The sequence below is a fragment of the Streptomyces sp. NPDC055400 genome, from assembly GCF_053644375.1.
This window is the reverse complement of the sequence record NZ_JBSHLM010000004.1, coordinates 1-15,211: the sequence shown is the minus strand read 5'-3', so window position 1 is coordinate 15,211 and position 15,211 is coordinate 1. Positions and strand designations below refer to the sequence as shown.

Sequence of the window (15,211 nt, the reverse complement as noted above, 5' to 3'; positions counted from 1 at the left end):
GCAGTCACCTGACCCCTGTCACCCGGTGGCCGTCACCGGATCTCGAGGATCTTCTCCCGCATCGCGTACACCACGGCCTCCATTCTGGAGTGCAGCTGGAGCTTCTCCAGGATGTTGCGCACATGGTTCTTCACGGTGTTCTCGGAGATGAACAGTTCCTTCGCGATATCGCGGTTGTTCATGCCCGTGGCCACCAGCTTCAGGACTTCCAGCTCGCGGTCGGTCAGCCGCGGCGCCGGAACGAGGCGCCGCTCGTCCGTGCGCTGGATCATCGACTTGAATTCGGTGAGGAGCTTCGACGCCATCGAGGGGCTGATCTGCGACTGCCCGTCGGCGACGGCGCGAATGGCCGTGGCCACCTCGTCCGTGGAGATCTCCTTCAGCAGATAGCCCGTCGCACCCGCCTTGATCGCGTCGTAGAGATCCGCTTCCTCGTCACTGATGGTCAGCATGATGATCTTGGCGCTGGGGGCGACCTCCTTGATGGAGGTGCATGCCTCGATCCCGCCGCGCTTGGGCATCCGCACATCCATCAGGATGATGTCGGGCAGCAGATCGGCCGCCTTGTCCACGGCCTCGGCGCCGTCACCCGCCTCGCCGACGACCTGGATGTCCTCCTCGGCCGCGAGAACGATCTCGAGCCCGCGCCGGAACAGCGCGTGGTCGTCCACCACGAGGACCCTGATCGGCTCCTTGCGCGGCGCGCTCTCGTCCGGGCCCATGCCCTGGACCCCGCCACCGGCCGTACCGGCGCCGTCGTCCCGCATCGGTCCGAAGCTGTCCGCCATCGTTCCTCCCCCTGAAGGCCATGGCCCGTCTTCCTGTGCCACGCCAACCCGAGGCAGCGGCACACCGGTTGACCCGGCCCGGCCATGATTTCATGCCTTGGCGCCGGTGCGGTGACCGAGCGGTGCGCAGAGGGTCGCACAAGGGTGCCCCTGGGGGCGCACGCGCTCCCAGGGGCACCCTTCACGGCTGTCTCCCGCGGGCTCAGCGGCGTGGTTCCGCCGACCTCAGCCGCCGAGCGCCCCGCCCGCTTCGGACGACTGCGCCTGGGTGACCATCGGGTCCGTGTTGAGGTGGATCACGCCGTAGTCGTAGGCGTGGCGCCGGTAGACGACGCTGGGCTCCTTGGTCTCGGAGTCGACGAAGAGGTAGAAGTCGTGCCCGACCAGCTCCATCTCGTAGAGCGCCTGGTCGAGCGACATGGGCGCAGCGACGTGCGTCTTCTCGCGAACGATGAGCGGGCCTTCGCCCTGGACCTCGAGGGAGCCGATCCTCGTGGTCGGTACTCCGCCGGGCTCCTCGTTGTTGACCACCGAGCCGTCCCCGTTCAGAGTCGCCGTGGCGACGACGTCGGGGACTTCCGCGGCCGTGAGCCTGCCGTTCCCGCGGCGGGTGGTCCGCTTGCTGTGTTCCTTGCGCAGGCGCGCCTCGAGCTTGTCCGTTGCCAGGTCGAGCGCCGCATACGGGTCACTGGCCGCGGCTTCCGCCCTGATGACCGGGCCACGGCTGCGGAGTGTGATCTCTACGCGGTCGCAGCGGTCGGCCTGTCGGGGGTTGGGCTCCTTGGACACCTCCACGTCGAGGCTGATCACCTTGCCGTCGAACTTCTGGATCTTCTCCAGCTTCAGCTTCTCGGCCACGTGCTTGCGGAACCGCTCGGGCACCTCGGTCTTGCGGCCCTTGACGACGATGTCCACGCAGAACTCCGTTCCCGGATCGCCCCGCTCCATCGGCGGAGCATCTCCCTCTTGCACCAGACTCCGGCCACTTCCGGAGTCCCTGACTCGGCGACTTCCACCTCCTCCTCCCCCATGGACAAGATCTACACCCCATCATCGCGGGTGATTGCCGAAAAAACCTGCGGCGCCCACGACACTGGCATTCCTGATTGCTGGGGATGGCGTCCGCCATTCCTCACAACCGAACATATCTCGCCCGGACGGATGTCGTCACCCTCTACTGACGCGTACCTCCATTCAGGTGAATTTACCCCCTCACCACCTGCAACGACGCAGGTTTACACTCAGTTCCGGTTTATTTCGAAAGAACCCGGAGAGGCTGCGACCACTGCCGCACTGATCAAGTTGCGCGCGGGCAATTCCCGTGCCGTTTCCACCCATCCCGGTGTGATCCCGCCGCTCTCATCCTCTGCCGTCCCGGCCACTGCGGCACGTATTGCGCGGGCCGCCTCCGCCAATGAGGCGCCCGTGGTCATGACGTCGTCGACCAGCACGATCCGGCCACCCGAGGCGAGGAGCCCACGCGCTCCCGCGGGCACCTCCAGAGCCCCGGCGAGATTGGCCAGACGCCGCCGCGAGTCGAGCCCGGCCTGATCGGCGACAACCCGCCGCTGACGCAACGCGGCGCACACCCTCGCGGGAACCCCCACCCGACGCAGCTCAGCCGCCGCGGCATACGCAATCCGCCGCGAAGGATCATGCCCCCGCGCCCGAACAGCCTTCCGTGCGGAGGGGACGGGGATCAGGAGGACGAGGGGGGTGGGGGGAGGGGGTTGTGGGGTTGGTTGGGGGCGGGCGGTTGGTTGGGGGCGGGCGCTTGATTGGGGCCGGGCGCCGAGTGGAGTGCGGGCGGTTGATTGGGGGCCGGCAGTTGGTTGGGGCCGGGCGCCGGATTGAGTGCGGGCGGTTGATTGGGTGCGCACGCCTGCTTGGGTACGCGCGCCTACCTGGGTGCGGACGCCACCCGTCTGCGTGCGCATGTCTCGGGGCGTATGCACATCTGCCTGTGTGGGCCCAGCTGTCCGTGTACGCCTGTCTACGGGGCCCCCACCCCCGCCCCCTCCCCCATCCCCCGTTTCGCCGAGTCCCGCCCGCACCGCCCCCGCGAGGGCCGCGCCCAGGGGCTCCGCGAGCCCCAACGCCCCCCGCTCCTTGTGCGCGAGCAGTACGGCCCGCACCGCGTCCTGGTACGGAGCGGCCGCGTGCACCACCGGCAGCCCGGGCGGCTCAGGGTTCGGCCGCACCCGGCCCGGCGCGCCGCCGCACAGGGCGTCCCCGCAGCGCGCGCAGAGCGTCGTACGCGGCCGACCGCAGCCTCCACACTCGGCCGGCAGCACAAGATCTCCGAGGTCCTGCAACCACCCCCGCATGTCCACCACTGTGCCAACAGGGGCGCCCTGCGACCACCCCTGTGGATAACTGCCTGTGGACAACTCCAGGACGTGCACACTCCGTTGCAACCGGAGGACTCAACTCCGTCCGGGGCGAGGGGAATACGGCGTCTCTCACGGCCTCCGCGCCCCTAGCCCCCGCCCCCTACCCCGGATAAACCGGCGCTGTCCCGTCCTTGAGCACGGTCTGCCACGGCAGGCCCGGCGGCAGCCGGACGATCCCGTCGTCCGAGTGGGCGACGAGTGGCAGGCGGTCGTCCTCGGACGCCGCGATCTCCTTCACGCCCGTCAGGCCGGGCAGCGCCTGCCCCGTCGGCGCCGAGCCGTCGCACTGGACGTAACTCAGCTGCTGCACGCCCCCGGACTCGCGTCCGACCACGACGAGGCGGCTTCCGCCGGCCCACGACATGGCCGTGACCTCCTCCATCTGGGGTGCCGCGGCGCGCAGTTCGTCGACCGAGACCGACAGCTTGCCGTCCGGTCCAAAGTCGCGTTCGACCCGTCCTATCCGCAGCGTGGTCTTGCCGTCCTCGGCCACGAGCAGCGCGATCCGCACCCCGTCGGCCGACAGCTTCACGGCCTCGATCCGCCCGTCGTCGAGCCCGGAGACGTCGACTTCGTGGATCTCGTCCGCCATGCCCCGGCCGAACATCAGCAGCCGCGGCTTCTTCGGGTCGCGGTCGGCCACCCACAGATCGCCGAGCCCGTCCCAACTGGGCGTCGTGAGCCGGTCCTTCTCGGATTTGGCGTTGCTGCGTACGACCGCGTCGCCGAGCGAAGCACCCGACACGAACGACCCGACGAACAGGGCGCTCCCGTTGTTCGACACGGCCGCGGCCTGCGTCTCGTCACGCGAGACGGCGACCGAGCGCATCCGCTGCTCGCCGTCGCCGAGCGGCCCCGGCACCCGCTCCGGGTCCTTCGCGGTGCGGGATGCGCCCGACATCTGCACGAGCCTGCCCTTGTCGTCCAGGAAGTACTGGTCGTCGGCGGACCCGGAGGTGCGGGGTTCCACGAGGGCCTCGGCGTCGCTCTCACCCAGGACGCACAACTGCGACCCGTTCGAGCGTTCGAGTTCGATCTGTGACACGTTCGCCGACGTCACATCCCGCAGGGAGAACAGGAGTTGGGCGGCCATCTCCTTGCAGCGGGCCTGCCCGACGTGGTCGGCCTTTGCGTTCAGCGGGACCTTCAGGTTGTTCTCGTCGTCGGGCGCGAGCGATTTCACGCCCTTGCGCAGCCGCGTGTCGGAGGGGAACGTCGTGGTCACGACCGGGTTCAGCCAGTGCGTGGGCCCCGAAAGCAGGGCGCGCACCGTCTGCGTGAGGGGGTCTATCCACTGACGTACGTACACGGGGTCGGCGACCAGCCTCTTCTGACGGCTGGTCGAACCCGAGCCCGATCCCCCACCGCTCTCCGCGCGGCCGGGGGACTCGTCCAGCGCGTAGTAGTACTTGTTGACGGACTGGTAGATGCGCTGGAAGTCGGACTGCCCGAGGACGACGCCCTGCGGCAGCCCGTCGATGCGCCACTGCTTGCCCTTGGGGCTGTTCTCCTGCACGAGGTGCAAAGTCTTGCTGTACGAGGTGCCTTCGGGCCGGTACGCCTGCTGCTGGTCCACGAACGCGACCTGATGGCCGCTCAGTGTGAACGTACGGCCCTCGTCGCCGGCGCTCGGCCTGCTCGCCTGTCCCGTGCTCGGTCCGTCCGTGAGGACAGTGGTGCGCTCCTCCGGGTGCCAGCCCTTGGCGGCCTTCTCCGTGAGGTACTTGCGCGCCATCGTGTACTGCGGATCGTCGCTGGTCAGCGCTTCGAGGAAGCCCTCGACGATGCTGACGGGCCCGGCGTTCTCGCGGGGCGGCATCGCGAAGACGCGCACCTGCGAGTCGGGCCGCTGTGACGCCTCCACGGCCTGGAGTCCGCCGTTGTCCGGCATGGACGCGCAGCCGCTGAGCACCAGTGCGCCGCAGCCGAGCAGCACACCTGTACGCAGCCTGCGCCGCCGTCCGGCCGGCTGTGGCCGCCCCCGCTCACCGCGCACGCCCGCCCCCACTTCCCTCGCCGCTGCCGCCGGTCCCCCCGGCCCGTCCGGCCTGCTCGTCCCGGGGTCCCTCCGGACCCCCGGTGTCCTGACCGCGCGCCGCCGGTGCGGCCGCGTCACCGCGGGCCACGACCCGCGAGCCGTTCCCGGGCAGCGCCGCGGGGTCGACCGCGTACCGGGCCGCGGCCGGTTCCTTCGCCAGTACGGGCGACGGCACGCGGGACGTGCCCGCTGCCTGCGCCGGGACCGTCGCCAGCTTGCCGGCGCCCCCGCCGAGCGGAAGCCCTGCCTCGCTCAGGCCGCGGTTGCGCCGGGAGTCCTCCGGCTCCAGCGGTATCGGGGACCCGCGCAGGGGTTCGTCCGCCGTCCGCGGGAGTGTCAGCCGGAACTGCGATCCGCCGCCGGGCTCGCCCCACGCCTGGAGCCAGCCGCCGTGCAGCCGGGCGTCCTCGAGGGCGATGGACAGGCCGAGGCCCGTACCGCCGGTGGTACGCGCGCGTGCCGGGTCGGCGCGCCAGAAGCGGCTGAAGACGCGGGTGGCCTCGCCGGGCTTCAGACCCACGCCGTAGTCGCGTACGGCGACGGCGACCGCGCCGCCGGCCGCGGCGAGCCGCACGACCACGTCCCTGCCCTCGCCGTGCTCGACGGCGTTGACGACGAGGTTGCGCAGGACGCGCTCGACGCGCCGCGCGTCCGCCTCGGCGACCACGGGCTGCTGGTCCCCGACGATCCGTATGTGTGTGCCCTTGCGGTCGGCGAGCGGCTCGGCGCCGCCCACCACACGCCGTACGACGTCCCGCAGGTCTATCGGTTCGGCCTCGAGGGCCGCCGCGCCCGCGTCGAACCGGCTGATCTCCAGAAGATCCGCGAGCAGCGATTCGAACCGGTCCAGCTGATCGGCGAGCAGTTCCGCCGACCGCGCGGTGACCGGGTCGAAGTCCACGCGCGCCTCATGGATCACGTCGGCGGCCATGCGCACCGTCGTGAGCGGCGTCCGCAGCTCGTGCGACACGTCGGACACAAAGCGCCGCTGCATCCGCGACAGATCCTCCAGCTGCTGGATCTTCGTATGCAGGTTCTGCGCCATCTTGTTGAAGGCTTCACCGAGCCGGGCGATGTCGTCCTCGCCGGTGACCTTCATACGTTCCTGGAGGCGTCCCGCGGAGAGCCTTTCGGCGACGCCGGCTGCCATCCGTACGGGCGTGACGACCTGCCGTACGACGAGCCAGGCGATGGCGCCGAGCAGCACCACGACGAACAGTCCGGCCGTGGCGAGCGTGCCCTTGACCAGGCCGAGCGACTTCTCTTCCTGGGTGAGCGGGAAGAGGTAGTACAGCTGGTAGGCGTGGCCCTTCGGGTCGGTCATCTGTTTGCCGATGACGAGACCGGGCTGCGAGTCCTTGCCGTCCTCGTAGACGATGCGCGTGTACTCCTGGGACGCACCCGTCATCTTCTCGACCCGCTCGCGCAGGTCGTCGGGGACGCTGGGGTCGAGGACGCCGCCGGAGGCGCGCGGTCCGCGGACGCTGTCACCGCTGTCGGCCCCGGGCGGGCTGAGCGTCACGACGTCGAAGGCGCTCTGGCCGCCGGAGGAGAGCTGGGTGACCAGCTCGCTCATCCAGTTGTTCGGCGTCAGAGGGGCGCGGCTGTCCGTCGTCGCCCCGTCGCGCGCCCCGGCCGCGGCCGTGTCGGCCTTGTCCTTGGCGGCCCGGAAGCCGCCCTCGGCCTGGCTCTGCGACGCCTTCACCTTGGCGTCGAGCAGGCCGTTGCGCACGGAGCCGATGACGACGATGCCGAGCAGCAGCACGACACCGAGCGACATCAGCAGCGTCGTGACAACGATCTTGAGCTGGATGTTGCGCCGCCACAGGCGCCTGGCGGGCAGCAGCGGCCGCCGCACCCAGCGCGTGAACAGGCGCAGCACCGGGCTGCCGTTCATCCCGCCCTGGAGCAGCCGACCGCCGTCGAGGACCCGGCGCAGCACGGAGCCGCGCCCGGCCTTCGGTCCCACAGGCCGCCCCGAGCGGATTCCCGGCCCCCCGGGTGCCGGAGCGGCACTGTCTCGGGACATGTCAGCTCGGTCCGGCCTTGTAACCGACGCCACGGACGGTCACCACGATCTCCGGACGCTCGGGGTCCTTCTCGACCTTCGAGCGCAGCCGCTGCACATGCACGTTCACCAGGCGGGTGTCGGCCGCGTGCCGGTAACCCCACACCTGCTCGAGGAGGACCTCACGCGTGAACACCTGCCACGGCTTGCGGGCGAGCGCCACCAGGAGGTCGAACTCCAGAGGTGTCAGCGCGATCGACTGCCCCTCCCGCTTCACGGAGTGCCCGGCCACGTCGATGACCAGGTCACCGATGGCGAGCTGCTCGGGCGCGGGCTCCTCGGACCTCCGCAGCCGCGCCCGGATGCGGGCCACGAGCTCCTTCGGCTTGAACGGCTTCACGATGTAGTCGTCGGCGCCCGACTCGAGGCCCACCACGACGTCCACCGTGTCGCTCTTCGCGGTCAGCATCACGATCGGCACGCCGGACTCCGCCCTGATCAGGCGGCACACCTCGATGCCGTCCCGGCCGGGAAGCATCAGGTCCAGAAGGACCAGATCCGGCTTGGACTCACGGAAAGCGGCCAGCGCCTTGTCGCCGTCTGCTACGAACGACGGCTCAAAACCTTCACCACGCAGCACAATGCCGAGCATCTCGGCCAGTGCGGTGTCGTCGTCGACGACAAGGACTCGTCCCTTCATAGGCCACATCATCCCATTACTTAATCGTTACCTGGCGTGACCTGGCACACAGCTCGCCCAGTCCTTCAACTGTCACAGGGGAAACCACTCCCCACTCCGTGACGATCGCCGTCACCAACTCGGGCGGCGTCACATCGAATGCGGGGTTGTACGCCTGCGTCCCCAGCGGAGCCACCGGAAACACGCCTCCCGCCTCAACCCCGGCCATCGGCACCTGGGGTGCCGTGACCTCCGTCACTTCATGTCCGGCCCGCTGTTCCACCTCGACGGACGATCCGTCGGGGGTGTCCGGGTCCACGGTCGTACCCGGCGCCACCACGATGAACGGCACATGGTGGTACTTGGCAAGAACCGCGAGCGGATAGGTCCCCACCTTGTTCGCGACGGAACCGTCCGCCACGATCCGGTCGGCCCCGACCAGCACCGCGTCCACCTCACCGGCCGCGAACAGCGACCCCGCCGCATTATCCGTGAGCAGCGTGTACGCCATCCCCGCCCGCGCCGCCTCGTACGCGGTCAGCCGCGAGCCCTGGAGCAGCGGCCGCGTCTCGTCCACCCACAGCCGCGTCAGCCGCCCCACCCGGTGCGCGGCGAGCGCCACCGCGAACGCGGTGCCCTCGCCCCCGGAGACCAGCGCCCCCGTGTTGCAGTGCGTGAGGATCCGGTGCTGTCCGCCCGGCATCAGCTCGTCGAGCAGCGCGAGGCCGTGCCCGGCCATGGCGGCGCTGGCCTCGGCGTCCTCCCGGTGCAGCGCCCGCGCGGCGGCGAGCGCGTCCCGGGCGGCCCGCTCCCGGTCCCCCTCGGCGCCGAGCCCGGCCTGGTACGCCGCATGGGCCCGGCGCACCCCCTTCGCGAGATTAACCGCTGTGGGCCGCGCGCCGGCCAGCGCGGCCGCCGCCTCGTCCACGTCGAACCCCCGTGCAGCGGCCAGGGCGACGCCGTACGCCCCCGCGATGCCAAGGACTGGCGCTCCCCGCACAGCGAGCGTCCTGATCGCCTGGACGAGCCCCTGCGCGTCGGTGCAGACCAGCTCGACCTCCTCCACGGGCAGCCTGGTCTGGTCGAGCAGGACGAGCGCGGGCCCCTCGGCCGGCTCCTCCCATCGGAGTACGGGTATGTCGGTGGGCCGCTTGTCGTCGCCGGTTTGCGCGTACTGATCAGCCATCCGTCCAGTCTGCCCCGTACCCGGCGGACAATTGAAGGTGTGCAGCCCATACGGCACCCGGTCAACTCCGAGCCACACCGTGGCACGATGGGCGCCAAGCTGCCGCCGCGACCGCGGCCGGGCACCGTGAAGGAGCGACGATGAACGACACTCCGGGCTGGGCCTCGCCCGGATCCGCCCCCTCCGACGGCCAGGACGGCCAGGACGACCATGCCCAGGACGGCAAGGACGCCGCTCCCGACCCGAAGTGGTCCAAGGAGCAGCCGCCGCCCGCGCAGTGGTCCGCCCCGTCCGGCCAGGGCCAGGCCCCGCCCCCTCCGTCGCCTCCCTCCCAGGGTTGGGGCGGCGGACCGCCCCAAGGCCCCGCGGGCCCCGGCGGTTACGGCGGTGGTGGCGGCTACGGCGGCCCGGGCGGTGGCTACGGCGCCGGATGGGGCTCCTGGCAGGGCAGGCCCGCAGCCGCCAAGCCCGGCGTCATCCCGCTGCGCCCGCTCGGCGTCGGCGAGATCCTGGACGGCGCCGTGTCGACGATGCGCGCGCACTGGCGCACCGTCCTCGGGATCTCGCTCTCCGTCGCCGTACTCATCGAGATCGTGGTCGTCCTCCTCCAGGGTCTCGTCCTGAACAACTCGACGAACATGGACGCCCTCGACGACCCGAGCGCCACGGCGAGCGAACTGACGCGCGCCGTCGGCGACACCCTGGTCAGCTCGGGCGTCGTCCAGATCGTCTACCTGCTCGGCACCATCGTCGCCACGGCCCTGCTCACGACCGTGACCAGCCGGGCCGTACTCGGCAAGTCCGTGACGACCGGGGAGGCCTGGAAGGACGCCAGGCCCCAACTCCTCAAGCTGGCCGGCCTGACGCTCCTCCTGCCGCTCATCGCCGCCGCCGTCCTGCTCGCCTGCATGCTGCCGGGCATCCTCGTCGCCGTCATAGGCTCCTCGGACGCCGGCGCCCCGCTCATCGCCCTCGGCGCCCTCGGCGGCGCCGTCCTGGCGATCTGGCTGATGATCCGCTTCTCGCTCGCCTCGCCCGCCCTGATGCTGGAGAAGCAGAGCATCCTGAAGTCGATGAGCCGCTCCGCCAAGCTGGTCCGCGGCTCCTGGTGGCGGGTCTTCGGCATCCAGCTGCTCGCCGGGATCATCGCCGGACTCGTCACGTCGATCATCGTCATCCCGTTCACCTTCCTCGCCGGCGCCATGGGCGGCGAAGGCGTCAGCGGATTCCTCGACGGCGGCACCGGTGACGTCGGCTGGACGTTCCTCATCGTCACCGGCGTCGGCTCCGTGATCGGCTCCATGCTCACGTTCCCGATCACGGCGGGCGTCACCGTGCTCCTCTACATCGACCAGCGCATCCGCCGCGAGGCCCTCGACCTCGAACTCGGCCGCGCGGCAGGCCTCCAGAGCTACGGCGACACCACCGGCCCCACCCCGGGGAGCTGATGCGGTGAGCCTCTCGGGGGGAGTGCTCTGGGCTGCCGCGCTGCGCTCGCGCACCGGCGGCGACGAACCACCGGTGACCATCCCGCGCGACCCCGCGCGGGAAGCGGCCCGGCGCGAACTGTCCGAGCCCGCATACCACCAGGACGACCCGAGCCTCCTCCAGCGGGGCCTCAACCGCTTCTGGGAATGGCTCGACAAGCTGTTCTCCGCCGCTGCCGGGGCGACCCCCGGCGGCGGATTCGGCCTGCTCGTCATCGTGCTCGCGGTCGTGGCCCTCGCCGTCGCCCTGTGGTGGCGCCTGGGCACCCCGCACCGCTCCCCCCACTCCACCGCCACCCTCTTCGACGACCGCCCCCGCAGCGCCGCCGAACACCGCGCGGCCGCCGAGGCACACGCCGCCCAGGGCCACTGGACCCAGGCCGTGCAGGAACGGATGCGCGCCATCGTCCGCTCCCTGGAGGAGCGCGCACTCCTCGACCCGCGTCCCGGCCGCACCGCCGACGAGGCCGCCACCGAAGCAGGCCGCACCCTGCCCTCCCACACGGACCGACTGCGCACAGCCGCCCGCGACTTCGACGACGTCACATACGGCGGCCGCACCGCCACCCCGCAGACGTACGAGCGCCTTACCACGCTCGACAGCGAGCTGGACCGCACCACCCCCACGCTCACCGGCAGTTCCCCCCGAGGAGCCGCCGAGTGACCACCCAGCACCCGACGGCCCCCGCCGCCAACCCGCCGAACGCACAAGACCCCGCACCACCGGCGAACCCCGGCGAGCAGCCTCCGGCCACCTCCACGGCCCGCACCCCACGCCAGCTCTGGACCCGCACACGCGGCCTGCTCATCGCCGCCGTGATCCTGGTGATCGCTGCCGTCGTCATCGCGCTCGTCCGCTCCGGCGCCGCCCATGGCCGCCTCGACCCGCGCTCCGCCGACCCGGCGGGCAGCCGCGCCGTCGCCCAACTCCTGTCCGACCGGGGCGTCTCCACGCGCGTGGTCACCACCACCGCCGAGGCCCGCGACGCGGCAGGCCCCGACACCACCCTCCTCGTCGCGTACCCGGACCTGCTCACCGACCGCCAGCAGGCCCAACTGCACGCCGCCACCACCGACTCCGGCGGCCGCACCGTCCTGATCGCCCCCGGCGACCCCTCGCTCGACACGCTCGCCCCCGACGTCACCGCGGACCCCGCCCCCAGCCTCGACGCACTCGCGCGCCCCGGATGCTCCCTGTCCGACGCCCGCCGCGCCGGCGACGCCGAGACCGGCGGCCGCCGCTACGCCACGTACCCCACGGACGCCGACACCTGCTACCGCAGCGAAAGCCTCCCCACCCTCCTGCGCCTGCCGGAGGCCAAGGGCGGCGACACCGTCCTCATCGGCGCCCCCGACATCTTCCTCAACGAACGTCTCGACAAGCACGGCAACGCCTCGCTCGCCCTGCAACTCCTCGGTTCCCGCCCCCACTTGGTCTGGTACCTCCCCTCCCTCTCCGACGACGCCGCGGCCACCGACTCCGAGCGCCGCGGTTTCTTCGACCTGCTCCCCTCGGGCTGGCTCTGGGGCACCCTGCAACTCTTCATCGCGGCGGTCCTCGCCGCGTTCTGGCGCGGCCGCCGCCTCGGCCGACTGGTCCCCGAACGCCTCCCCGTGGCGATCCGCGCCTCCGAAGCCGTCGAAGGCCGCGCCCGCCTCTACCGCAAGGCCAACGCCCGCGACCGTGCCGCCTCCGCTCTGCGCACCGCCACCCGTACCCGCCTCGCCCCCCTCATCGGCGTCCCCCCGTCCCAGGCCCACACGCCCGAGACCCTGCTCCCCGCCCTGACCGCCGCACTCCACGCCTCCGGCCAGGACCCGCGCCCCCTCCTCTTCGGCCCGCCGCCGGCCAACGACGCGGCCCTGACAGCCCTCGCCGACCAACTCGACGCCCTCGAAAGAGAGGTACGCCACTCATGATGGCCCCGACCACTGACAACGCCGGGCCCACCGGAGATCCCCGCAGCTCACGGGCGTCTCTGGAGGCCCTGCGCGCGGAGATCGCCAAGGCCGTCGTCGGCCAGGACCCCGCGGTCACGGGCCTCGTCGTGGCGCTCCTCTGCCGCGGCCACGTCCTCCTCGAAGGCGTCCCCGGCGTCGCCAAGACCCTCCTCGTACGCGCCCTCGCCGCCTCCCTCGAACTCGACACGAAGCGCGTCCAGTTCACCCCGGACCTGATGCCGAGCGACGTCACGGGCTCCCTCGTCTACGACGCTCGCACCGCCGAGTTCTCGTTCCAGCCCGGCCCCGTCTTCACCAACCTCCTCCTCGCGGACGAGATCAACCGCACCCCGCCCAAGACCCAGTCCTCCCTCCTCGAAGCCATGGAGGAACGCCAGGTCACGGTCGACGGCACCCCCCGCCCGCTCCCCGACCCCTTCCTGGTCGCGGCGACGCAGAACCCCGTCGAGTACGAGGGCACGTACCCCCTCCCCGAGGCCCAGCTGGACCGTTTCCTCCTCAAGCTCACGGTCCCCCTCCCCTCCCGCCAGGACGAGATCGACGTCCTCACCCGCCACGCGCAAGGCTTCAACCCACGCGACCTGCGCTCCGCGGGCGTACGCCCCGTAGCCACCGCCGCCGACCTGGAAACCGCCCGGGCAGCCGTGGCGAAGACCTCGATCTCCCCCGAGATCACGGCCTACGTCGTCGACATCTGCCGCTCCACGCGCGAATCCCCGTCCCTCACCCTGGGCGTCTCCCCGCGCGGCGCGACGGCGCTCCTGTCCACGGCCCGCGCCTGGGCCTGGCTGACGGGCCGCGACTACGTCATCCCCGACGACGTGAAGGCACTCGCCCTGCCCACGCTCCGCCACCGGATCCAGCTCCGCCCCGAGGCCGAGATGGAGGGCGTCACGCCCGACTCGGTCATCAACGCGATCCTGGCCCACGTCCCCGTTCCCCGCTGACGCAAGGCTCCGCACCCCATGGCCCTCACCGGACGCACCGCCCTGCTCGCCGCCCTGGGCTCCCTCCCCGTAGGCATCTGGGAGCCCAGCTGGACCGGCATCCTGGCCGTGAACACCCCCCTGGCCCTGGCCTGCGCCTGCGACTTCGCCCTGGCCGCCCCGGTACGACGCCTGCGCCTCACCCATTCGGGCGACACCGCGGTACGCCTGGGCGACCCGGCCGACGTCACCCTCACCGTCACCAATCCCTCGCGCCGCCCCCTGCGCGCCCAGCTCCGCGACGCCTGGCCACCCAGCAGCTGGCTCCCCGGCACCGAGGTCGAGGCGTCCCGCCACCGCGTGACGATCCCCCCGGGCGAGCGCCGCCGCATCATCACCCGTCTGCTCCCCACCCGAAGGGGTGACCGAAAGGCCGACCGGGTGACGATCCGCTCGTACGGCCCGCTGGGTCTCTTCACCCGCCAGGGCAGCCACGACGTCCCCTGGACGGTCCGTGTCCTCCCCCCGTTCCACAGCCGCAAGCACCTGCCCTCGAAACTGGCCCGCCTGCGCGAACTCGACGGTCGCACCAGCGTGCTGACGCGCGGCGAGGGCACCGAATTCGACAGCTTGCGCGAGTACGTTCCCGGGGACGACACCCGCTCCATCGACTGGCGCGCCACCGCCCGCCAGTCCACACTCGCGGTCCGCACCTGGCGCCCGGAACGCGACCGCCACATCCTTCTGGTCCTCGACACGGGCCGCACCTCCGCCGGCCGCGTAGGCGACGCCCCCCGCCTCGACGCCTCGATGGACGCCGCGCTCCTCCTCGGCGCACTGGCGTCCAGAGCCGGCGACCGCGTCGACCTGCTCGCCTACGACCGCCGCATCCGCGCCCTAATCCAGGGCCGCGCGGCCGGCGAACTCCTGCCGGGCCTGGTCACCGCCATGGCCCCACTGGAGCCGGAACTCGTCGAAACAGACGCCCGCGGCCTGACGGCAGCGGTCCTGCACACAGCTCCCCGCCGCTCACTCGTCGTCCTCCTCACGAGCCTCGACGCGGCTCCGGTGGAGGAGGGCCTCCTCCCGGTCCTCTCCCGCCTCACGAAACGACACACCGTATTGGTGGCTTCGGTGGCGGACCCGACGATCGCGGAAATGGCCGGCTCCCGCGGAAACACCCAAGCGGTCTACGACGCCGCCGCCGCGGCCCAGGCCCAAGCGGAACGCCGCCGCACGGCGGAATTGCTCATCCGCCGAGGAGTCACGGTCGTCGACGCCACCCCGAATGACCTCGCACCGGCGCTGGCGGACGCCTACCTCGCTTTGAAGGCAGCAGGCCGGCTCTGAATGCAAGAAAAGGGCCGGTCCCAGAAAAGGGACCGGTCTGGAACTCGCACGGGAACGCAAAAAAGCCTCGTTCCCCGAGTTTTCACTCGGGGAACGAGGCTTTTTATCAAAAATAGTTCGGCGGCGTCCTACTCTCCCACAGGGTCCCCCCTGCAGTACCATCGGCGCTGTGAGGCTTAGCTTCCGGGTTCGGAATGTAACCGGGCGTTTCCCTCACGCTATGACCACCGAAACACTATGAAACTGTCAACCGCACCACGCTCTGTGACAAACGTGGGGTTGTTCGTGGTTTCAGAACCAACACAGTGGACGCGAGCAACTGAGGACAAGCCCTCGGCCTATTAGTACCAGTCACCTCCACCCGTTACCGGGCTTCCAGATCTGGCCTATCAAC

General features: G+C 71.2%; 12 protein-coding genes and 1 rRNA gene. 5 read left to right on the top strand and 8 right to left on the bottom strand.

Features of this window, described 5'->3' with window-relative positions; all coding sequences use genetic code 11:
• Nucleotides 1-32 precede the first annotated feature (32 nt).
• The 7 genes from ACWIGU_RS11390 to mtnA form a co-directional block, all read right to left on the bottom strand.
• Nucleotides 33-788 (bottom strand): response regulator transcription factor, encoded by a 756-nt coding sequence (locus tag ACWIGU_RS11390; protein ID WP_356281166.1) that lies wholly within the window; start codon nucleotides 786-788, stop codon nucleotides 33-35.
• Nucleotides 789-1,013: 225 nt separating this feature from the next.
• On the bottom strand, nucleotides 1,014-1,703 hold the full coding sequence (hpf, locus tag ACWIGU_RS11385) for a ribosome hibernation-promoting factor, HPF/YfiA family (protein WP_454400523.1): 690 nt from the start codon (nucleotides 1,701-1,703) through the stop codon (nucleotides 1,014-1,016).
• Nucleotides 1,704-2,029: 326 nt separating this feature from the next.
• On the bottom strand, nucleotides 2,030-2,725 hold the full coding sequence (locus ACWIGU_RS11380; protein ID WP_454399701.1) for a ComF family protein: 696 nt from the start codon (nucleotides 2,723-2,725) through the stop codon (nucleotides 2,030-2,032).
• A gap of 556 nt (nucleotides 2,726-3,281) precedes the next feature.
• On the bottom strand, nucleotides 3,282-5,072 hold the full coding sequence (locus ACWIGU_RS11375) for an LpqB family beta-propeller domain-containing protein (RefSeq protein ID WP_454400521.1): 1,791 nt from the start codon (nucleotides 5,070-5,072) through the stop codon (nucleotides 3,282-3,284).
• Between the two features lie 94 nt (nucleotides 5,073-5,166).
• Nucleotides 5,167-7,248 carry an MtrAB system histidine kinase MtrB gene (gene mtrB, locus ACWIGU_RS11370; RefSeq protein WP_454399699.1) on the bottom strand — a complete coding sequence of 694 codons (2,082 nt, stop codon included), beginning with the start codon at nucleotides 7,246-7,248 and terminating at the stop codon, nucleotides 5,167-5,169.
• A gap of 1 nt (nucleotide 7,249) precedes the next feature.
• On the bottom strand, nucleotides 7,250-7,939 hold the full coding sequence (gene mtrA, locus ACWIGU_RS11365; RefSeq protein WP_189491636.1) for a two-component system response regulator MtrA: 690 nt from the start codon (nucleotides 7,937-7,939) through the stop codon (nucleotides 7,250-7,252).
• A 4-nt stretch (nucleotides 7,940-7,943) separates the two neighbouring features.
• Nucleotides 7,944-9,092 carry an S-methyl-5-thioribose-1-phosphate isomerase gene (mtnA, locus tag ACWIGU_RS11360; protein ID WP_454399697.1) on the bottom strand — a complete coding sequence of 383 codons (1,149 nt, stop codon included), beginning with the start codon at nucleotides 9,090-9,092 and terminating at the stop codon, nucleotides 7,944-7,946.
• A 140-nt stretch (nucleotides 9,093-9,232) separates the two neighbouring features.
• Here mtnA and ACWIGU_RS11355 point away from each other — a divergent pair, with 140 nt between their 5' ends.
• The 5 genes from ACWIGU_RS11355 to ACWIGU_RS11335 are packed head-to-tail and all read left to right on the top strand — an operon-like array spanning nucleotide 9,233 to nucleotide 14,817.
• A complete protein-coding gene (locus tag ACWIGU_RS11355) occupies nucleotides 9,233-10,540 on the top strand; it encodes a glycerophosphoryl diester phosphodiesterase membrane domain-containing protein (protein ID WP_454399695.1) in 1,308 nt (435 codons plus the stop codon).
• Between the two features lie 4 nt (nucleotides 10,541-10,544).
• Nucleotides 10,545-11,243 carry a DUF4129 domain-containing protein gene (locus ACWIGU_RS11350; protein WP_454399693.1) on the top strand — a complete coding sequence of 233 codons (699 nt, stop codon included), beginning with the start codon at nucleotides 10,545-10,547 and terminating at the stop codon, nucleotides 11,241-11,243.
• Nucleotides 11,240-12,499: a DUF4350 domain-containing protein gene (locus tag ACWIGU_RS11345; RefSeq protein WP_454399691.1), complete on the top strand. Its 1,260-nt coding sequence runs from the start codon at nucleotides 11,240-11,242 to the stop codon at nucleotides 12,497-12,499. Before ACWIGU_RS11350 ends, ACWIGU_RS11345 begins: the two co-directional genes overlap by 4 nt.
• A complete protein-coding gene (locus ACWIGU_RS11340; RefSeq protein ID WP_454399689.1) occupies nucleotides 12,496-13,488 on the top strand; it encodes an AAA family ATPase in 993 nt (330 codons plus the stop codon). The genes ACWIGU_RS11345 and ACWIGU_RS11340 overlap by 4 nt, the downstream gene beginning before the upstream one ends.
• Nucleotides 13,489-13,506: 18 nt before the next feature.
• Nucleotides 13,507-14,817, top strand: coding sequence for a DUF58 domain-containing protein (locus tag ACWIGU_RS11335; RefSeq protein ID WP_454399687.1), 1,311 nt, complete (start codon nucleotides 13,507-13,509; stop codon nucleotides 14,815-14,817).
• A 115-nt stretch (nucleotides 14,818-14,932) separates the two neighbouring features.
• Here ACWIGU_RS11335 and rrf read toward each other — a convergent pair.
• Nucleotides 14,933-15,049, bottom strand: a 5S ribosomal RNA gene (gene rrf, locus ACWIGU_RS11330).
• Nucleotides 15,050-15,211 lie beyond the last annotated feature (162 nt).

What these genes read in the sequence shown, in the direction of transcription:
- mtnA (WP_454399697.1), bottom strand. Translation starts at nt 9,092, where the DNA reads ATGGCTGATCAGTACGCGCAAACCGGCGACGACAAGCGGCCCACCGAC.
- ACWIGU_RS11375 (WP_454400521.1), bottom strand. Translation starts at nt 5,072, where the DNA reads ATGCCGGACAACGGCGGACTCCAGGCCGTGGAGGCGTCACAGCGGCCC.
- mtrA (WP_189491636.1), bottom strand. Translation starts at nt 7,939, where the DNA reads ATGATGTGGCCTATGAAGGGACGAGTCCTTGTCGTCGACGACGACACC.
- ACWIGU_RS11390 (WP_356281166.1), bottom strand. Translation starts at nt 788, where the DNA reads ATGGCGGACAGCTTCGGACCGATGCGGGACGACGGCGCCGGTACGGCC.
- mtrB (WP_454399699.1), bottom strand. Translation starts at nt 7,248, where the DNA reads ATGTCCCGAGACAGTGCCGCTCCGGCACCCGGGGGGCCGGGAATCCGC.
- ACWIGU_RS11380 (WP_454399701.1), bottom strand. Translation starts at nt 2,725, where the DNA reads ATGCGCACGCAGACGGGTGGCGTCCGCACCCAGGTAGGCGCGCGTACC.
- ACWIGU_RS11335 (WP_454399687.1), top strand. Translation starts at nt 13,507, where the DNA reads ATGGCCCTCACCGGACGCACCGCCCTGCTCGCCGCCCTGGGCTCCCTC.
- ACWIGU_RS11340 (WP_454399689.1), top strand. Translation starts at nt 12,496, where the DNA reads ATGATGGCCCCGACCACTGACAACGCCGGGCCCACCGGAGATCCCCGC.
- ACWIGU_RS11355 (WP_454399695.1), top strand. Translation starts at nt 9,233, where the DNA reads ATGAACGACACTCCGGGCTGGGCCTCGCCCGGATCCGCCCCCTCCGAC.